The 18,297-nt window shown below is 72.0% G+C and carries 16 protein-coding genes; 12 read left to right on the top strand and 4 right to left on the bottom strand.

The window, feature by feature from the left end:
- The first annotated feature begins 86 nt into the window (after positions 1–86).
- From ACFYZF_RS27440 to ACFYZF_RS27410, 7 genes are all read left to right on the top strand, one after another.
- The gene (locus tag ACFYZF_RS27440) at positions 87–1,352 is read left to right on the top strand and encodes a P-loop NTPase fold protein (RefSeq protein WP_387025545.1); all 1,266 of its coding nucleotides are present in this window, start codon (positions 87–89) and stop codon (positions 1,350–1,352) included.
- On the top strand, positions 1,349–2,377 hold the full coding sequence (locus tag ACFYZF_RS27435) for a hypothetical protein (RefSeq protein WP_350888815.1): 1,029 nt from the start codon (positions 1,349–1,351) through the stop codon (positions 2,375–2,377). The genes ACFYZF_RS27440 and ACFYZF_RS27435 overlap by 4 nt, the downstream gene beginning before the upstream one ends.
- Positions 2,367–5,324, top strand: coding sequence for a hypothetical protein (locus ACFYZF_RS27430; protein ID WP_387025543.1), 2,958 nt, complete (start codon positions 2,367–2,369; stop codon positions 5,322–5,324). The genes ACFYZF_RS27435 and ACFYZF_RS27430 overlap by 11 nt, the downstream gene beginning before the upstream one ends.
- Before the next feature lie 98 nt (positions 5,325–5,422).
- On the top strand, positions 5,423–6,001 hold the full coding sequence (locus ACFYZF_RS27425; RefSeq protein WP_350888813.1) for a DsbA family protein: 579 nt from the start codon (positions 5,423–5,425) through the stop codon (positions 5,999–6,001).
- A 45-nt stretch (positions 6,002–6,046) separates the two neighbouring features.
- Complete coding sequence (locus ACFYZF_RS27420) at positions 6,047–6,748, top strand: VOC family protein (protein WP_387025541.1); 702 nt, start codon at positions 6,047–6,049, stop codon at positions 6,746–6,748.
- 232 nt (positions 6,749–6,980) lie between these two features.
- Positions 6,981–7,412, top strand: coding sequence for a hypothetical protein (locus ACFYZF_RS27415; RefSeq protein WP_387025539.1), 432 nt, complete (start codon positions 6,981–6,983; stop codon positions 7,410–7,412).
- Between the two features lie 47 nt (positions 7,413–7,459).
- Entirely contained in the window at positions 7,460–7,735 is a 276-nt protein-coding gene (locus ACFYZF_RS27410) for a hypothetical protein (protein ID WP_387025537.1), read from the top strand.
- Positions 7,736–8,169: 434 nt separating this feature from the next.
- Here ACFYZF_RS27410 and ACFYZF_RS27405 read toward each other — a convergent pair whose 3' ends face one another.
- Positions 8,170–8,868 carry an HAD family hydrolase gene (locus tag ACFYZF_RS27405; RefSeq protein ID WP_387025597.1) on the bottom strand — a complete coding sequence of 233 codons (699 nt, stop codon included), beginning with the start codon at positions 8,866–8,868 and terminating at the stop codon, positions 8,170–8,172.
- A 132-nt stretch (positions 8,869–9,000) separates the two neighbouring features.
- On the opposite strand from ACFYZF_RS27405, the gene ACFYZF_RS27400 reads away from it, so the two are divergent.
- Positions 9,001–9,408 carry a four-helix bundle copper-binding protein gene (locus ACFYZF_RS27400; protein ID WP_387025536.1) on the top strand — a complete coding sequence of 136 codons (408 nt, stop codon included), beginning with the start codon at positions 9,001–9,003 and terminating at the stop codon, positions 9,406–9,408.
- Positions 9,409–9,504: 96 nt separating this feature from the next.
- On the opposite strand, the gene ACFYZF_RS27395 is transcribed toward ACFYZF_RS27400, so the two are convergent.
- A complete protein-coding gene (locus ACFYZF_RS27395; protein ID WP_387025535.1) occupies positions 9,505–10,590 on the bottom strand; it encodes a sensor histidine kinase in 1,086 nt (361 codons plus the stop codon).
- The gene (locus ACFYZF_RS27390; protein WP_387025533.1) at positions 10,590–11,252 is read right to left on the bottom strand and encodes a response regulator transcription factor; all 663 of its coding nucleotides are present in this window, start codon (positions 11,250–11,252) and stop codon (positions 10,590–10,592) included. The genes ACFYZF_RS27395 and ACFYZF_RS27390 overlap by 1 nt, the downstream gene beginning before the upstream one ends.
- Positions 11,253–11,373: 121 nt before the next feature.
- Between ACFYZF_RS27390 and ACFYZF_RS27385 the strand changes: the two genes are divergently transcribed.
- Entirely contained in the window at positions 11,374–12,261 is an 888-nt protein-coding gene (locus ACFYZF_RS27385) for an ABC transporter ATP-binding protein (protein WP_387025531.1), read from the top strand.
- Positions 12,258–13,247, top strand: a complete 990-nt coding sequence (locus ACFYZF_RS27380; protein ID WP_387025529.1) for a transporter — start codon at positions 12,258–12,260, stop codon at positions 13,245–13,247. Before ACFYZF_RS27385 ends, ACFYZF_RS27380 begins: the two co-directional genes overlap by 4 nt.
- Before the next feature lie 24 nt (positions 13,248–13,271).
- Here ACFYZF_RS27380 and ACFYZF_RS27375 read toward each other — a convergent pair whose 3' ends face one another.
- Positions 13,272–16,016, bottom strand: a complete 2,745-nt coding sequence (locus ACFYZF_RS27375) for a glucosidase (protein ID WP_387025527.1) — start codon at positions 16,014–16,016, stop codon at positions 13,272–13,274.
- 42 nt (positions 16,017–16,058) lie between these two features.
- Here ACFYZF_RS27375 and ACFYZF_RS27370 point away from each other — a divergent pair, with 42 nt between their 5' ends.
- Together ACFYZF_RS27370 and ACFYZF_RS27365 are read left to right on the top strand one after the other, a co-directional pair.
- Positions 16,059–18,002 carry an amylo-alpha-1,6-glucosidase gene (locus tag ACFYZF_RS27370; RefSeq protein ID WP_387025525.1) on the top strand — a complete coding sequence of 648 codons (1,944 nt, stop codon included), beginning with the start codon at positions 16,059–16,061 and terminating at the stop codon, positions 18,000–18,002.
- An 85-nt stretch (positions 18,003–18,087) separates the two neighbouring features.
- Positions 18,088–18,297 (top strand): glycogen/starch synthase (locus ACFYZF_RS27365; protein ID WP_387025595.1); only part of this gene is annotated, 210 nt, incomplete at its 3' end.

Genomic DNA, 18,297 nt, shown 5'->3' with positions numbered 1-18,297 from the left:
GTCTTAAGGTGACAGTCCTGACGAACTACGTACACCCATCAGGATCGCGTGTCTTCTCCACCGCGCCCTCGACGATCGGAAGAGCGATGACCGGCCTCGCCGTCCTGTCCGACGCACCTGTCCGCTGCGATGAGGACCAGCTGCGGTTCGACCGATACGTGGAGCCGATCCTCTCGTTGTTGACCAGCCCCACGAGCACGACCCCCTTCACCGTCGGTGTGCTCGGCGCGTGGGGCAGCGGGAAGTCGAGTGTCCTCGCCATGGTGGACGAGCGGCTGGGTGTGGAGAACCCGGATGCCTTCGTCCGGGTGCACTTCAATCCCTGGGTGCACCGCAACGAGCCGAACATGCTCGTACCGCTGTTGCACGCGCTTCAGGAGACACTGCTGGCGGACCGGAAGAAGCGATTCACCCACGCCGTAACCCGGGTCGCCAGCGTCATCGGGACCCTCACCGCGGACGCACTCCTGACCACCCTCACCGCGGGCTTCCTGACCGTGGACAAGTACGACCAGGCCGTGGAGCGGTACGTGGCACAGCGGAGCCAGGTCGAGAGCGAGCTGCGTAACCTGCGTAACCTGCTCCGCGACGAGGTGGCCGGCATCCGTGGCCAGGGCGCCCAGGTCGTCTTCTTCATCGACGACATCGACCGCTGCGAACCGGACCAGATCGTGGACCTGCTCGAGTCGGTCAAGCTCTTCCTCGACGTGCCCGGGGTGTTCGTGCTGATGGCCATCTCGAAGGAACTGGTCGACCGGGGCGTGGCCATCAAGTATCAGGGCTTCGGCTTCGACCCGGACGGCATGATGGACATCGGGGACGAATACCTCGAGAAGATGATCCAACTGCCGCTGTACCTGCTGCCGCTGGACAGCCGGAGCGTTCGGCGTTTGGTCGAGGCGCACGCTCAGCCGGCTCTGCTGGCTCGGCACGGCGACCTGTTGCAGGCGGTGCTGAGGCCGAACCCGCGCAAGATCAAGCGCGTGCTGAACTTCCTCACGGTCACGACCGCGATCGTCGCCGGGACTCCCGGCCTCGACGAGTTGCGCGACGACCTGGTGGTCCGGCTGGCCGTACTGCGGGTGCAGGTGCCCCGGCTCTTCTCCGCCGTGCTGACCGATCCCCGGGTGCTCGTGGTCCTGGAGTGTCTGTACCGGGACCGCCTGGAGTTCACCGAGGACGGCTTCCGCAGTCGATACGGGGACGACTCGGGCACCTCCCTCTACCACGCCGTCGCACCGCACTACCGGCGGCAGCCCGAACTGGAACACCTGTTCGCCGCGTCCACCTTCGAGGAGGAGCAGGACCGGATCCACGACTACCTCACCCTGTTCGGCGGGCGGGCGGCATGAGCGGTGGCGTCGGCCCTCGGGCCCGAAAAGCCAAGGACCAGGTGGACTACAAGCGGTACGGCCTGACCCAGGGCGACCCGTACCGGCACCGTGACCTCGATCCCCGGAAGGAGCGGGACCGCGCTCTGCTGGTGGACTTCGCCGGGGCCCCGTTCGACGAGATCGAGGAGCAACTCGACCAGGCGGCGGCAACGGGTAAGGCCGCCGCCTTCCTGCTGTCCGGCCGCGAGGCGACCGGCCGAACCTCGTTGGCCAAGCTCATCGCGCACCAGTACCGGGAACTCCACCAACTGGGCGACGACTTCAGGTTGATCGTGTACGACGAGATCGATCACGACAGCCTCCGGCGTGCGCAGGAGGTGCTGAAGGCGATCCGGAACGAGCTGATGGAGCTGGGGGGCTGGGGCGAGCACCGGGACCGGCTGCTCGAGGTGGTCCCCAACGGGCCGACCCGGCCGGAGATCCTCGACCTGCAGGCCCAGGCCGGTTTCCTGGCGAACTACATGCGGAAGCGGATGAAGCCGGCCTGGACGCTCGGCCTGCTGATCGAGGGCATACAGAACGACGACTTCCTCGACACGCTGGCTGTCGTGTTCGCCCGGGTCGATCTCCTCGTCGTCGTCACCCGGGACGACTACCGCACCGCCGACACCGCCGACCCGGACCGGATGAAAGAGCGCGACCGTTGGCGGCGGTGGGCTCTGCCGGTGCAGGTGCCACTGCTGAGCGGGGACGACGTCGACCTGCTGGCCCGCAACCGGTGGCAGCACGAGGCACCCGAGCTGGAGTGTCCCTTCGAGCTGAAGGGCATCCGGGACACCTTCGGCGCGCGGCGCCCGCCCGTCGGACGCGCGCTGCACTGGCTCGGTTGGCTGCTGGAGTGGCGGCTACGCACGTACAACGGGGACGAGTGCTGGCCCGCCGCGCGGAACCTGCGCATCCCCGCCCAGTGGATCGAGGAATCGGTGCAGCAAGCCGAGAGCGCCCCGCCCCACGCGGAAGGAGGCCTCCGTCGTGTCCGCTGAGCTGCCCCGGTTGAACCCCTTCCCCGCGCAGGCCACCACCGCCATCGAGGAGGGGCCCTTCGCCGAGTCGTACCAGAGGTGGGCCGGCGCCACGCCCACGGTGGCCCTGCAACAGGTCCGCCGGCTGAGTCTGCTCGTGAGCAGGTTTCGCCGGTCCCATGAGCTGGGCGGCGTCTCCAGCGGCCAGGTGGCATACGTGCACGGTGCCCACGGCGCCGGCAAGACCCACGCCATCCGGGCCGCCGTCGGCCAGATCGCCACCCATCCCGGCAACGCGCAGGTGTTGCCGTTGTACGTCAAGCTCGATGGTTCGGACTTCGTACAGGCGTACCGCCGGCTGATGGCGCAGCTCTCCCTCTCCGACCTCACGGGGCTGGCGCTGCGGTTCCTTGGTTCCCTGTCGGCCGTGGCCGACCCGTCGCCCGCGACCGCCGATATCCAGGACGACCTCCGCCGGGATCCCGCCGCGTTGCTGCAGATGTTCGACGACCACCTGTTGGAGCGCGGCCTGCTGCTGGAGGCGCAGGCGGACCGGATGCGCGACGCCGTACGCGACGAGAGGAACTTCCAGCGCGCACTGACCTACCTGCTGGAACCGGCCCTGAAGGAGGTCGCGTACGACTGGCTGCTGGGGCGGCAGGTCAGTGAGCCCGAGCTGCGGCGCGTCGGCATATCGCGGCAGCTCGACACGCCGGACCAGTGCCGCTACGGCCTCCAGTTGCTGACGCTGATCTGCGAGCGGGCCGGTCGGCCGCTCGTGCTCATCCTCGACCAGGCCGAGAAGCTGCTCCTCGATGCCCAGGAGCGGGTGGTCCCGGAGGGCGCGGGGCTACTGCACTCCCTGGTCGAGGCGATTCCCGACCTCAAGGGCATGCTCATCGTCGCCAGCAACGACCGCGCCTGGAACGCGCTCCCGCAGGACCTGCGGCAACGCTTCGGCGCGAACGACATCGTCTGCTCGACGTTGCAGCCCGACGAGGCCCGGGACCTGGTCGGCCGGTACGTCGTCGCGTCGTTCGGCACGCAGACGCCGCCGGGCTACCGGGCCCCCTGGCCGTTCAGCGACGCCGCGATGCGCAAACTCCTGCGCAACAGCGGTGGCAATCCGCGGGCCCTGCTACAGCTGGCATTCCAGTCCTTCGACGCGCTGGACACGGACGCGAAGGAGATCGACGAGAGCGGCGTGCCGGACGATCTCGCGGTTCTCGACCGCGAGGGCGTGGACCGGGCCGTCCGTCGGGTCCTACGGCGGCTCGGGCCGATCACCCGCGAGCCGGAGCTGGGCTTCCACTACGCCGTGGACACTCCGCACGACGGCCGCCTGCTGATCCGGCTCAGCGAGGCCATGTTCTACACCGACGAGACCGAGCGCGCCGAGGAGGACGTGGCGGTTCGGCTGACCATGCCCCGGAGCGCGGCTGACCGTATGGGCGGGCCCGCCGCGCCGGTCGGCATCCAGCCGAGGCACGTCCTGATCGTGATCGGCTATGCCAGCACCGAGGTGCTGCACCTGCTGCGGGACGTCTACGACGAGGTGCTCGTCTACCGTGACGGCGAATCCATCGCCAGGGCGCTGGCGGCTCTGATCGAGGGAGCCGAGCGGCACGGCACGGGGCGATACGAGCAGGTCGACTTCCCCAGGCTCTACGGCGAACTCGCCGACCTGGGGCTGGACCGGTCCCGTAACGCCGGTGAACTGCGGCGGGCGATGCTCGGGGCGAACCGGCGACAGGTCGACAGCCAGATCGAACGGCGCTTCGACGAGTTGGCCATCCGCTGGCCGGACGAGCGGCGGCGGTTGGTGGACAGGATCGAGGCGGTTCGGGTTCGGCGGGAGCGGGAGGAACTGGCCGAGATCCACGAGGTCTACCTCACGCACCGGCAGCGCACCTGGTTCATCGGCTCCCTGATACTGCTCGTCACGACGGGGGTGGCGGTCATCGCGTTGGCGGTCGGCGAAACCCTGCCGACCAACCTGCTCTATCTGGTGGCGATGTTCGCACTCGCCCTCGCCTTTCTCGTGCTGGTCCATGGCAGCCGGACCAGGGTGATACGAGCCGGTGAGCCAGCGTCGAGGGCGGAACTCGACCGCATCGCCGCGGACCAGATCCGGCATCGGGGACCTGCCCTGTGGCGGGCGCCGCTGCAACCGTTCCTGGCACTGCTGCAACAGCCGCCGTGGACCGATCTCCGCTCCGGTGATCCCTACCGCCGGTACGGCTTCGTGCTGACGAGAAGCCGTGCGGACCATCGGAGGAGGCTCAGGGCCGCGCTCGCCGTCGAGCGGGTGGCGGTGATCCGCCGCGCAGTGATGAACGCACTCGGTCAGCTGACCGAACAGAGTCAGCATGCCCCGGACCTCGTCGACGTGGAACTTCTGCCCCGGTCGGTTGTTCCCCACGACCCCACCGCGGCCGAACCGGCCGACGTCGAGCTTCCTTACCGGATCCAGCATCAGCGGATCGACGCCTGGTCGAAGATCGCCCGGCGACCGCCGGCGGAACGGCTGCTCATCGCCCTGGCGAATCTCGATCGCCCGTGGGTGGGACGGCCGGAGAACAGGACGAACGAGAACACGACGACGTCTGCGGACGGCGGCCGGGGCCGGCCTGCGCACCCGGGCGTGGTCGGCCAGGTCGACCGGAACGTGCGGGGCGAGACCGACCCGGCGATCCTCTTCGTGCTGGACGTCGCGAGGGGTCGAGGCGCGGCCGGCGAGTTGTACGACACCGGCCTGACCCGGCACCCGGACCTGCTGCTGGACGCGTTGGCGGAGGTGTCCGAGGGCGGCATCCGGCGCGCGGCGCACCTGTTGTCCCCCTTCACGCCGCAGGGCCTGGGATGGCACGACCAGCTACATCTCGCCACGGAGATCGAGCGGCTGTACCTCTTCGTCGAGCAACTGCTCTTCTTCCGCGACGGGGGAGTCGACCGGGGCGCGGCATGATCGGCCGGGGCGGTGGACCACCCCACCATCCCCGCTGTCAGCCGTGGGGACGACCTCGGCCCGCTGCGGTCCGGCCCGTCCCGCCGTAGGCTCGGCCGATGGACGCCACCTTCTTCTTCGACCCCGCCTGCCCGTGGACCTGGCGCACCTCGCGCTGGCTGGTGGCCGTGGCCGACGCCCGCGGGCTGACCGTCGAGTGGCGGTCGTTCAGCCTCGCCATCCTGAACGAGGGGAAGGTGGCGCCGCAGTTCGCCGAGGCGATGGCCGCCTCCGGCCGGGCACTGCGGCTGGTGGAGGCGCTGCGCGCCGAGGGCCGGGGCGAGGACACTGCGCGCTTCTACGCCGAACTGGGCGCGCGCACCCACGACGCCGGCAACCCGCTGTCGGGCAAGCTGGTGGAGGCGGCCGTCGAGGCGGCCGGCCTCACCGCCGCCGCGCCGGCCCTCGACGACGACCGCTGGGACGAGGCGGTACGCGAGTCGCACGCCCTGGCGTACTCCTCGGCGGGCCCGGACATCGGCTCGCCGGTGCTGACCGTGCCCGGCGCGGAGCGCGGCATCCACGGCCCGATCCTGACCGAGGTCCCCGGCACCGACGACGCGCTGACCGTGTGGGACTCGCTGCTGCCGCTGCTGCGACTGCCGGCCTTCCACGAGATCAAGCGCGGTCGCCGCTGACCGGCGCGGACGGTGGCCGTCGGACCCGGCCGGCATGATGGCCGGATGATCGCGCGCTTCAAGGACCTCTGCATGGACGCCAACGACGCCCTCCGGCTGGCCGGCTTCTGGGCCGGTGTGCTCGACGGCGAGGTGGTCGACACCGGCGACGGGGACGCCCGGATCGACCCCCGGGGTGGCCCCGGCGCCGAGTCGATCTGGGTCAACCGGGTGCCCGAGCCGCGCACCGCCAAGACCCGGGTGCACCTCGACCTGCGACTGGCCGGGCCCGAGCCGACGGAGCTGTTGGCGGCCGGGGCCCGGCTGGTCCGCGAGCCGGACGTGGAGGTGAGCTGGTGGGTGCTGGCCGACCCGGAGGGCAACCAGTTCTGTGCCTTCGCCCCCCGGGAGGGCTCCCGGCCGGGGACGTTCGAGCTGGTGGTGGACAGCGCCGACCCGATCGCCCAGGCCACCTGGTGGGCGGGGATCGTCGGCGGCCGGGCGGAGACCACCGAGGAGGGCACCGCGTCCGTCGTCGGCGCGGCGGGCTTCCCCTGGGACCGCTGGGTCTTCGACCCGGTGCCGGAGCGCAAGCGGGTGAAGAACCGGGTGCACTGGGACGTCGACCTGACCGGCCCCGACGCCACCCGGCTGATCGCAGCCGGCGCGACTCTGCTGCGCGAGCCCGACGCCGACATCGGCTGGTGGGTGCTGGCCGACCCGGAGGGCAACGAGTTCTGCGCCTTCGCGCCGCGCCCCAGCTCCTGAGCGCCCGCCCGGCGGCAGGAACGTTCCGACACGGGCTCGGCGATGCTACCCAGCGTCCACCGGTTCGACTAGCGTTTCCCCAGCGTTTGCCCAACTCGGCCGCCAGGCGTCGCCGTCGAAGTCGACACCCCTCCGGCCAAGCCCTGCCTGCCCGATCGGTGGGTAATCGAGCGATCCCCCCGCTGCCGGTCCACCGGTTGGGCAGGATCGTTGACGACGAGGAGGTGCCGTCGTGCAGGACACCCGCGCTCTCGCCCTGACGTTCGAGGTGAGCGGCCTGCCACCGGTGAAGACCGAAGCCCTGTCCATCTTCGCCGCCGGCCACCGGCAGGCGACGAGGGTCCGGGCCCTGCTCCTGGCAGCCTGCTCGGCGGCCCAGCGCACCGGCTGGACCCCGCTGGACGGGCCGGTGGAGGTGGAGGTGACCCTGCGCTGTCCGCCGGGGCACCGCATCTCCGACGCCAGCGCCCTGCTCGGCGGGGTCTGCGCGGTGCTACAGAACAAGAAGCGGGTCGCCACGATCGGCCTGACCCACCTCGGTGTCCTCGCCGACGTCGCGCTCTACACCGACGACCGGCAGATCCGCCGGCTGTCGTACCTGGAGAAGCCGGCGGAGGAATTCTCCTACCAGGTACGGGTGGCCGCCGTGCCGGCCATGGTTTGACCGACGCCCGAGGTGGGGTACCGCGGACGCCGACGAAGGGAGCGCCGATGTCGGAGCCACATGTCACGCTCGACCCGAGCGGGCTCGACCCCGTGCAGCAGAAGTTGCGGGGCCCGCTGGAGGATCAGCTGACCTCGGCCCTGCAGGCGGCCACCGAGCGGATCCGGGTCAGCTACGCGGGCGAGCCGGTCGAGCAGGTCTGTCAGCGGCTGCTGGACGAGACCCGGTCCGGGCTGCACCCGGACATCGCCGCCGGATTCCGACCGGACATGGACGAGTTCTGCCGGGTGGCGGTGGCGATCGTCCGGGGCGAGATCTCCTGAACCACGGTCGCCGGCCCGCGACCGGCGGCGTCGGCCCGCCGGGTCGGCTCGGGTCAGGACCGGGTCCGCAACTCCCCGGCCCTGACCCACCAGCCGTCGTCCGGCACGGCAGCGGAATCCGCCGCGACGAGCGCGGGCGCGCGGCACGCCGCCCACGCCGGGCTCAACGCGGCGAGCCAGCCCGCCCGCACCTCAGCTCCACGGTGCTCCACCGCCGGACTTCGGCACGCTCCCGACTCACCCCGACGAGCCGCGAGCGCCGGCCAAGGCTAGGTCCGTCGCCACCGGTCGAACAAGATTTCCCGCCGCCGGGCGGGGATGATTGATGTCAATGCCGAAAACCGGCATGTCCCCGTAACAGGGTCAGCGGTCCCGGCGCTTAACCCACCGGGAGCGGGTCCGTCCGGGTGGTTCGCGAAAAGCCGGACGAGGGCTCAGAAGTGCCGGAGCAGCTCCGGGAAGGCGGCCAGCCGGAGCACCCCGACGTCCGTCGGGTCGAGGTCGTCGTGCTCCAGTACCCAGGTGTTCTCGTTCGGGATGAACACCGCCCGCATCCCGGCCGCCCGCGCCGGCAGGATGTCCGACCTCGGGGAGTTGCCGATCATCCAGGCGGCGGCCGGGTCGAAGCCGTGCTCCCCGACCAGCCACCGGTAGGTCTCGGCGTCCTTCTCCCGCACGATGTGCGCGGCGTGGAAGTGGTGCAGCAGCCCGGACGCGTCCAGCTTGCGCTGCTGCTCCTCGCGGTCGCCCTTGGTGAGCAGCAGCAGCCGGTGCCGCCCGGCCAGCGCGTCGAGCGTCTCGGCGACCCCGGGCATCAGCTCGACCCGGTGCGCGACGAGCGCCTCGGCCAGCAGGTCGATCTCCCGGCGCTCGGCGTCGGTGGCGGGACGCTCGCGCAGCCGCTCCAGGCACTCGCCCAGGCTGCGCAGGAAGACCTTGCTGCCGTACCCGTGGGCGACGGCGTTGGCCCGCTCCACGTCGTCGAGCACCTTCCGGATCTCGACCCGGTCGAGCGTGGGGTGGTCCAGCCAGTCGAGGAAGTCGTCGATCACCCGCTCGAACAGCACGTTGTTCTCCCACAACGTGTCGTCGGCGTCGAAGACCATCACCTGCGCGCCCCGGCGCCGCCCCATGGCGTGTCCCATGTTCTTCCCTCCCGCACGACCCCGGGACACCGTACTGCCGGCGCGGGAACGAGGCACGCGGGTTTACGCCGGGCAGAACGGGTACCGCCGGGACGACCCGCGACGAGAGGAGCAGCCGCGATGACGGCGACGACGAGCGCCATGCTCAAGACGTACCCGGCCGAGATCAACCTGGACCGCGACCGGCTGGCCCGGACGATCGACGCCCTCGCCGCGTGCGCCCAGGCGTGCACCGCCTGCGCAGACGCCTGCCTGGGCGAGGACAACGTGGGCATGCTCGCCAAGTGCATCCGCACGGACCTGGACTGCGCGGACATCTGCGCCGCCACCGCCCGGGTGATCTCCCGGCACACCGGCTACGACGCGAACATCACCCGATCGCTGCTGGAGGCGTGCGTCACCGCCTGCCGCTCCTGCGGGGACGAGTGCGAGCGGCACGCCGGGACACACGAGCACTGCCGGATCTGCGCCGAGGCCTGCCGCGCCTGCGAGCAGGCGTGCCGGGACCTGCTCGCCACGATCGGCTGACGACGCGCCCACCGCCGGTCGGCCTGACCGGTCGGGGCAGGCCGGCGGCCGACGCCGATGCGCCGACCAGGCGCGTCCCGGCCGGCCGCGGCTCATTCATCCGGGAAACCCGATCTCGATGTCGAGACCGCCGGTGGCCCGGGCCCGGGCGTCGATGGTCGCCCCGTGCGACTCGGCGATCGCGCGGACGATGGCCAGACCGAGCCCGTACCCGTGTCCGTCGGGGTGCCTGATCCGGCGGTTGCCGACCTGCCGGAACGGCTGGAACAGCGCGTCGACCTCGCCGGGTGGCACCACCGGGCCGGAGTTGCTGACCCGGACGGCGCCGCCGGTCGCGGTGGTCGTCGTGCTGATCTCGACCCACCCGCCCGGCGCGTTGTGCCGCACGGCGTTGTCGACCAGGTTGACAACCAGGCGCTCGATCAGGTCGGGGTCGCCGGTCGTCGGTGCCCGATCGAGGGCGGTGTGCATCCGGATGCCCCGCCGACCGGCGTCCTGATGGCGGGCGGCGACCACCTCGGCGGCGGTGTCGGCGACGTCGAGCCGGGTGTGCGGTTGGAGGCCCTGTTCGCCGTGCGCCAGGGTGAGCAGCGCCTCGATGAGGCGTTCCTGTTGGTCGTTGAGCGCGAGGACCTCGTGGCACGCCGACCGCAGCGTCTCGGCGGTGGCGTCCGGGTCGGCGAGCGCCACCTGGAGCACCGTCCGCTCGGCGGTGAGCGGGGTACGCAGTTCGTGCGAGGCGTTGGCGACGAAGTGCCGCTGCGACTCGAAAGCGGCCTGCAACCGCTGGAACAGGTCATCCAGCGTCTCGGCCAGGTCGGTGAACTCGTCGTGCAGACCGGTCCGGCCGAGCCGGCGGTGCAGGTCGCTGGCGGAGATCTCCCGGGCGGTGGCGGTGATGGTGCGCAGCGGGCGCAGGAACCGGCCGGCGACGAACCAGCCGAGCAGCAGGGAGACCACCACCATGCCGGCCACGGCCCACGCCGAGGTGGTGAACTGCCGGTCCAGGTGACCGCCGTCGCCGGGGACGCCGGCGGGATCCGCGACCGGACCCGCCGGGGTGGCCTGCCTGTTGCCCAGCAGCGGGATCGCGAGCAGCACGACGCCGGAGATCAGGAAGGGCACGGCGTAGAGCAGCGTGAGCTGGACATGCAGGCTCCGCCGGGGAAGCCGGACGTGCATCACGGTTCGCCGACCCGGTAGCCGCCCTCGCGAACGGTGTGGATGATCGGAGGGTCGCCCAGCTTGGTCCGCAGCCGGCGGATGGTGGTCTTCACCGCCGTGGTGAACGGGTCCGCCGCCTCGTCCCAGACCCGTTCGAGCAGATCCTCCGCCGACACCAGCCGGCCGTGCGCGGCGAGCAGGCATTCCAGGACGGCGAACTCCTTCGGGCTGAGGTCCAACCGGCGTCCTCCGCGGGTCGCGACCCGGCGGCCGGGGTCGAGCGTGAGCTCCCCGTACTCCAGGATCGGTGGCACGGCCGTGCCCGGCCGCCGGCCGAGCGCCCGCACCCGCGCGACCAGCTCGGCGAAGTCAAAGGGCTTGGCGAGGTAGTCGTCGGCCCCGAGGCCCAGGCCGTCGACCCGCTGTTTCACCGACGCGGCCGCGGTCAGCATCAGCACCCGGGTCGCCGAGTGCTCGTCCACGATCCGCCGGCACACCTCGTCGCCAGGCACGCCCGGCAGGTCGCGGTCGAGCACCACCACGTCGTAGCGGGTCACGGCGAGGTGACCGAGGGCCGCGTCGCCGTCGAGGACCACGTCGACCGCCATGCCCTCACGGCGCAACCCGACACCCACCGTACGGGCCAGCACCTCGAAATCCTCGACCACGAGCACACGCATGATCCCCACCATGCCACCGCGCGGGTGTCAGAACGGTGTCACCCGGCGGCACCGTCATGACACCGGCATCCGCGTAGAACCGAAACCTGCAAACCGCGTCAGCAGGACGGAAGGGTCACGGATGGAAATCGTTCTCGAGACCGACCAGCTCGGCAAGAGGTACGGCAGGGCCTGGGCGCTGCGGGACTGCTCGCTGCGCCTCCCGGCCGGGAGGGTGGCCGCGCTGGTCGGCCCCAACGGAGCGGGCAAGAGCACCCTGTTGCACCTGGCGGTCGGTCTACTGCGGCCGGACGCCGGCGCCGTACGGGTCTTCGGCCGGACGCCGTACGACGACATCGCCGTCCTGTCCGAGGTCGGCTTCGTGGCCCAGGACACGCCGCTGTACCGGGACTTCACGGCGGACGAGCTGTTCACCATGGGCGCCAGGCTGAACCGGCGCTTCGACACGGCGCAGGCGCACCGCCGGCTGGCGCAGATCGGCATCCCGCGCGACAAGCCGGTCGGCAAGCTGTCCGGCGGTCAGCGGGCCCAGGTCGCCCTCGCCCTGGCGATGGCCAAGCGCCCACGGCTGCTGCTGCTCGACGAGCCGGTCGCCAGCATCGACCCGCTGGCCCGGCGCGAGTTCCTCCAGGCGCTGATGGGCGTCGTCGCCGAGACGGGCACCACGGTGCTGCTGTCCTCGCACATCCTGGCGGACCTCGAACGCACCTGCGACCACCTCATCGTGCTGCACGCCTCGCAGGTGAGGCTCGTCGGCGACGTCAGCGCCCTGCTCACCGAGCACCGGCGGCTGGTCGGCCCCCGAGACGGCGGCTCGCCGCCCGACGGGGTCGCGCAGGTCGTGCGGGCCGAGCACACCGATCGGCAGTCCACGCTGCTGGTCCGCACGGACGCTCCGCTGCGGGATCCGGCATGGAAGGCGTACGACGTGACTCTGGAAGACCTCATCCTCGCCTATCTCGGTGACGCCGGCCCCCGGCCGCACGCCGCGTGGGAGGTGCCGGCATGATCTGGCTCGCCTGGCGGCAGCACCGCAAGCAAGCACTGTTCACCGCGATCGGCCTCGCGCTCCTCGCCGTGTTGATGGTCCCCACCGGTCTGGCCATGCGGCACACCTTCGCCGACCTGGGCCTGGACGACTGTGTCCGCGCGCTGGGCACCGCCTCGGTGATCCCGGCTGACGCCGACACCTGCGGCAGGGCGTCCATCCAGTTCAACGGTCAGTACGGCGTGCTGACCATGATCGGTGTGCTCTTCCTCGTCCTGCCGCTGCTGGTCGGGCTGTTCTGGGGTGCGCCGCTGGTCGCCCGCGAGATCGAGCAGGGCACCCACCGTATGGTCTGGACCCAGGGCGTCAGCCGGGGACGCTGGGCGCTGGTCAAGTTCGGGGTCGCCGGCTCCGTCGCGCTCGTCGCCTCGGTGGTCTACGGACTGGGCGTCTCGTGGTGGCTGACCCCGATGAGCCAGGCCGGGCAGCACAGCCGCTTCAACATCTTCTTCTTCGACATGCAGGGCACGGCCCCGATCGGCTACACGATCTTCGCGGTCACGCTCGGCATCTTCGCCGGCACCATCTGGCCCAAGGTGCTGCCGGCGATGTCCGCCACGCTCGTCGGGTTCCTCGGGCTGCGCATCGCCCTGACGACACTCGCCCGGCCGCACTACCTGCCCGCCCGCGTCCTGACCTTCCCGGTCAAGGACGCCACCGAGCAGACCAACCCGGCCGCCGGCGACTGGATCCTGTCCTACGGCATCCGCGACGCCTCCGGCAAGATGGTCACGGCCAACGCACAGATTGCCTGCGCGCCCGACGCCACCGGACCGGGAGCCGCCTGCGGCGCCGACCTCGGCATCACCTCGGGCGCCTACAACTGGCAGCTCTACCAGCCCGGAACCCGGTTCTGGCTGTTCCAGGCCATCGAGACCGGCATCTTCGTCGCCGTCGCCGCCCTGCTGCTCCACCTCGCCGTCCGCCGCATCCGCCGCGTCGCGTGACCGGGACGCCGTCGATGGGCCGGGTCAGCGGCGCAGGGTGAGGATCAGGTCGGCGACCAGGGCCGTCCAGCCGGTCTGGTGCCACGCGCCCAGGCCCGCGCCGTTGTCGCCGTGGAAGTACTCGGGGAAGCAGATGAGGTCCCGCCAGTCCGGGTGGGTCTGGAAGAGCTGCGCGGCCCCGTAGATCGGCCGGCGACCCCAGTCGTCCCGGGTGAACAGCGAGATCAGCCGGGCGGAGAGGTCGTCGGCGATCTCGTCGAGGGTGTGCTTCACCCCCGACCTGGTCGGGTACTCCACCTGGAGGTCGTCGCCGAAGAACGCGGCGTAGTCGCGCAGCGCGCTGATCAGCAGGAAGTTGGTCGGCATCCAGATCGGGCCGCGCCAGTTGGAGTTGCCGCCGAACAGGCCGCTGGTCGACTCGGCCGGCTCGTAGCCGACGCTGAACTCCTGCCCGCCGAGGGTGACGGTGAACGGCTTGTCCAGGTGCGCGCGGCTGAGCGTGCGCAGGCCGTACTCGGAGAGGAACTCGTCGGGGTCCAGCATCCGGGCCAGCAGCCGGACCACCTGCTCCGGGCCGACCATGGACAGCAGCCGCTGCTGGCTGCCGTCCGGGCCGATCCGGCGGGCGCCGATCACGCCGGCGTACTCGGGGCGGTTGGTGAGGAACCAGCGCAGCCGGGCGCCCAGCTCGGGCAGCCGACGCAGGGTCCGCGCGGTGAGCCGGGTGGTCGCCGCCAGCGGCAGCAGCCCGACCACCGAGCGGACCTTCAGCGGCACCTGGCTGCCGTCGGCCAGCCGCAGCACGTCGTAGAAGAACGCGTCCTCGTCGTCCCACAGCCCCTGCTCGTACGCGGCGGCGGCGATGTAGGCGAAGTGTTCGAAGAACTTGGTGGCGGTGTCGGCCCAGGTGGGGTCGTGTTCGGCCAGGACGATGGCGATGTCGAGCAGGTTGAGCGCGTACATGCCCATCCAGCCCGTGCCGTCGGACTGCTCCAGCGTCCCGGCCACCGGCAGCGCCGCCGAACGGTCGAACGGGCCGACGTTGTCCAGCCCGAGGAAGCCCCCCTCGAAGACGTTGTTGCCGCCGGTGTCCTTGCGGTTGACCCACCAGGTGAAGTTGAGCAGCAGCTTGTGCATCACCCGGGCGAGGAACTCGTGGTCGCGGGAGCCGTCGATCTCGAACACCTTCAGCGCCGCCCAGGCGTGCACCGGCGGGTTGACGTCGCCGAACGCCCACTCGTACGCGGGGATCTGCCCGTTGGGGTGCAGGTACCACTCCCGCAGCAGGAGCAGGAGCTGCGACTTGGCGAAGCCCGGGTCGACCCGGGCGATGCTCACGCAGTGGAAGGCCAGGTCCCAGGCCGCGTACCAGGGGTACTCCCAGGGGTCCGGCATGGAGATCACGTCGAAGCTGGTCATGTGCCACCAGTGGCTGTTGCGCCCGTGCCGGCGGCCGGCCGGCGGGGGCGCGGAACCGGGGTCGCCGGCCAGCCACCGCTGCACGTCGAAGTGGTAGAACTGCTTGCCCCACATCAGCCCGGCGATGGCCTGCCGGGCGACCAGCGCCTCGTCGGCCGTGGCGGCGTCCGGCACGACGCTGTCGAAGAACCGGTTCGCCTCGGCCCGCCGGGCCCACACCACCGCGTCGAAGCCGTCGCCCAGGTCAGCCCGGGGCGGCGGCGTCCCGCCGGGCGGCGGGACGGTGCGGGTCAGCCGCAGCCGGATCTGCCGTCGTCCGCCGGCGGGCACGTCGAGCACGTAGTGCAGCGCCCCCTTGGTCCCCACCCGGTCCGGGTTGACCGTCGCCGCGCCGTCGACCACGTGGTCGTTGATCCCGTCCTTCGGGTACGGCGAGCGGCCGGGCAGCCCCCAGAGCCGCTCGGCGTTGGTGTCGTTGTCGCACAGCAGCGGGACGGGGTCGCCGTCGCCCTCCAGCAGGATCTGGCCGAGCACCCAGTGCTCGCCGACCAGCCGGGCGCCGCCGTCCGGGCCGGAGCCGGAGCCCGAGCCCGAGCCCGAGCCGACGATCCGGGGCACCCGGTCGCCGCCGGGCAGCCCCCACGCCCAGGTGTTGCGGAACCACAGCGACGGCAACACGTGCAGCCGCTCGTCGGTGTCCCCCCGGTTGGCCACGGTCACCACGACGCACATGTCGCTCGGGGACGCCTTGGCGTAGTCGACGGTCACCGCCCAGTACCGGTCGTCGTCGAAGACCCCGGTGTCGACCAGCTCGTACTCGGTGTCGTCGCGACCGCGCAGGGCGTTGACGGCGACCAGTTCGTCGTACGGGAAGGCGGCCTGGGGGTAGTGGTAACGCCAACGCATCCAGGAGTGGGTGGGTGTCGAATCGAGGTACCACCAGTAGTCCTTGGCGTCCTCGCCGTGGTTGCCGCCGTCCCCGCCCAGGCCGAACATCCGCTCCTTGAGGATCGGGTCCCGGCCGTTCCACAGGGCGAGGGCGAAGCAGAACGTCTGCCGGTCGTCGCAGACGCCCGCCATGCCGTCCTCGTTCCACCGGTAGGCTCTGGACCGCGCGTGGTCGTGGGGGAAGTAGTCCCACGCCGTACCGTGCTCGCTGTAGTCCTCCCGTACCGTCCCCCACGCCCGCTCGGACAGATAGGGACCCCATGCGCGCCAGTCCTGCTCCCCCGAGTCGGCCTGGGCGAGCCGGAGCCGTTCGGCGTCGGGTGCGGACGCGGGTCCATGGGGCACGTCGGTGATCACGTGCCTATCTTCGACGCCGCCGGGGTACTCCACCACAGCGGCCATTCTCGTCGTGGCGTGTTACACCTCGCCGCCGCTGGAGGAAAGTTGATCGACATTCGTTTCGGACCCCAGGTGTGCGGGGAGCTGACCGGCGGGGCCACCAGGGAATGGCTGGTCCCGGACGGCCTGGGCGGGTACGCGATGGGCACCGTGAGCGGGCTGCGCACCCGCCGCTACCACGGGCTGCTGGTGGTCCCCGGCCAGACACCGGCGTCCCGCCGGATGGGACTGGTCAGCCTGGACTCGGCGGTCGTCCTCCCCTCCGGTGCCCGGCTGCGCCTCGGCGCGCACGAGTGGTCCTCCGGCGACATCGACCCGCGCGGCTTCGAGCTGCTGGAAGGCTTCGACCTGACCGACGGCCTGCCCCGCTGGCGGTGGCGCATCGGCGACGTGGTCATCGAGCGCGAGCTGGCCATGGCGTACGGGCGCTCGTGCGTGGCCGTGGTGCACCGGCTCGTCGCCGGCGGGCCGGTCCGGCTGGAGCTGTCGGCGGCCTGCACCTGGCGGGACGCGCACGGCGAGCGGCGCGCGGACGGCCCGGCGCCCCGGGTCGAGCCGGTGGACGGCGGCGCGGTGGTGGAGGGCGCGTTCCGGCTCGCCGGGCCGGGCTGGTCCCCGGAGGGCCAGTGGTGGGTCGGCGTGCACCACCGCGAGGAGGAGGCGCGGGGCCTGCACCCCGACGAGGACGTGTGGCACGCCGGGCGGTTCTCCGGCGCCCTGGAGCGCCCCGGCGACACGGTGTCGGTGCTGGCCTGGGCCGGCGACCTGGCCGCCGATCCGCCCCCGGCGGAGGAGATCGTCGCGGCGGCCCGGCGGCGCAACCGGCGGATGGTGGCGCGGGCCGCGCCGGCCGACGCGGTCGAGGCCACCCTCGCGCTGGCCGCCGACGCGTTCGTGGTGCGCACCGCCGCCGGCCCCGACGTGGTCGCCGGCTACCCGTGGTTCGGCGCCTGGTCGCGGGACACGATGACCTCCTACGAGGGGCTCTTCCTGAGCACCAACCGGGCCGACGAGGGGCGGGAGCTGCTGCGGGCGTACGCGGCGACCCTGTCGGAGGGGATGCTCGCCAACACCGCCGACACCGGGCGGGTGGAGTACAACACGGTCGACGCGACGCTGTGGTTCCTGCACGCGGTGAGCCGGCACGTCACCGTCAGCGGGGACACCGACCTCGGCGACGAGCTGCTGCCCGCGCTGCGCGGGATCGTCGACGCACACCTGGCCGGCACCCGGTACGGCATCGCCGTCGACCCGGCCGACGGCCTGATCACCCAGGGCGGCACCCCGGGCACGGCGCTGACCTGGATGGACGCCCGGGTGTCCGGGGTGCCGGTCACCCCGCGCACCGGCAAGCCGGTGGAGGTCAACGCGCTGTGGGTCAACGGCCTCGCGGGGTTGGCCGAGCTGACCGAGCTGGCCGGCTCCGACGCCGCCGAACTGTGGCGGCTGCACGCCCGGGCCACCGCGTCGTTCGCCGCCCGGTTCCCCTCGCCGGTCGGCTGGCTGCACGACGTGGTGGACGCGCCCGCGCCCGCGTACCCGCTGGGTGGTGCGCCGTTCCACGACGACGACCTGCTGCGGCCGAACCAACTGCTGGCCTGGTCGCTGCCGTACGCGCCGTTGGAGCCGGACGAGCCGACCCTGCGCCGGGTGGCCGCCGGGCTGCTCACCCCGCTGGGGCCGCGCAGCCTCTCCCCCGGCTGTCCCGGCTACGTCGCCCGGCACCGGGGCGGCCCGGCCGAGCGCGACGGCGGCTACCACCAGGGCACGGTGTGGCCGTGGCTGCTCGGGCCGTACGCGGACGCCGCCCGGCGGGCGAAGATGGACATCGACGGGTTGTTCGCGGGCGTCGACGCGCACCTGAGCGAGTACGGGCTGGGTTCGGTCAGCGAGACCGCCGACGGGGCGGCCCCGCACGGAGCGACCGGCTGCCCGTTCCAGGCGTGGTCGGTGGCCGAGGTGCTGCGCGCCCGGCGGGTCCGCCGGTAACGCTTTACATCCCGGCAACGGCACCGTCTCCGCCGGTTATCCGGCCGGGGAAAGGATTGGCCCCGATCCAGGGCGCGTCGGCGGCATCCGGTCTGCGGGTGGCGCCGGCGCGCGCCGGAGCCAACTCCGAGGGGGCCGAATGTCACCTGACGCCGAAGTGATCGACATCCACCCCGCCCGGCGCCAGCGGGTGCTGATGCTGTCGTGGGAGTACCCGCCGGTGCTCGTCGGCGGCCTAGGCCGCCACGTCCACGCCCTCTCCGTCGCCCTCGCCACCGCCGGCCACGACGTCACC

It is taken from the genome of Micromonospora sp. NPDC001898, assembly GCF_042891255.1.
Taxonomy (GTDB): Bacteria; Actinomycetota; Actinomycetes; order Mycobacteriales; family Micromonosporaceae; genus Micromonospora.
The sequence above is the reverse complement of the archived record's forward strand: the minus strand, read 5'-3'. Positions and strand labels throughout refer to the sequence as shown.

Coding starts and splice junctions, on each gene's coding strand:
- ACFYZF_RS27395 (WP_387025535.1), bottom strand. CDS start 10,590: ATGCACGTCCGGCTTCCCCGGCGGAGCCTGCATGTCCAGCTCACGCTG.
- ACFYZF_RS27375 (WP_387025527.1), bottom strand. CDS start 16,016: ATGGCCGCTGTGGTGGAGTACCCCGGCGGCGTCGAAGATAGGCACGTG.
- ACFYZF_RS27380 (WP_387025529.1), top strand. CDS start 12,258: ATGATCTGGCTCGCCTGGCGGCAGCACCGCAAGCAAGCACTGTTCACC.
- ACFYZF_RS27435 (WP_350888815.1), top strand. CDS start 1,349: ATGAGCGGTGGCGTCGGCCCTCGGGCCCGAAAAGCCAAGGACCAGGTG.
- ACFYZF_RS27410 (WP_387025537.1), top strand. CDS start 7,460: ATGTCGGAGCCACATGTCACGCTCGACCCGAGCGGGCTCGACCCCGTG.
- ACFYZF_RS27405 (WP_387025597.1), bottom strand. CDS start 8,868: ATGGGGCGGCGCCGGGGCGCGCAGGTGATGGTCTTCGACGCCGACGAC.
- ACFYZF_RS27420 (WP_387025541.1), top strand. CDS start 6,047: ATGATCGCGCGCTTCAAGGACCTCTGCATGGACGCCAACGACGCCCTC.
- ACFYZF_RS27425 (WP_350888813.1), top strand. CDS start 5,423: ATGGACGCCACCTTCTTCTTCGACCCCGCCTGCCCGTGGACCTGGCGC.
- ACFYZF_RS27390 (WP_387025533.1), bottom strand. CDS start 11,252: ATGCGTGTGCTCGTGGTCGAGGATTTCGAGGTGCTGGCCCGTACGGTG.
- ACFYZF_RS27440 (WP_387025545.1), top strand. CDS start 87: ATGACCGGCCTCGCCGTCCTGTCCGACGCACCTGTCCGCTGCGATGAG.
- ACFYZF_RS27400 (WP_387025536.1), top strand. CDS start 9,001: ATGACGGCGACGACGAGCGCCATGCTCAAGACGTACCCGGCCGAGATC.
- ACFYZF_RS27385 (WP_387025531.1), top strand. CDS start 11,374: ATGGAAATCGTTCTCGAGACCGACCAGCTCGGCAAGAGGTACGGCAGG.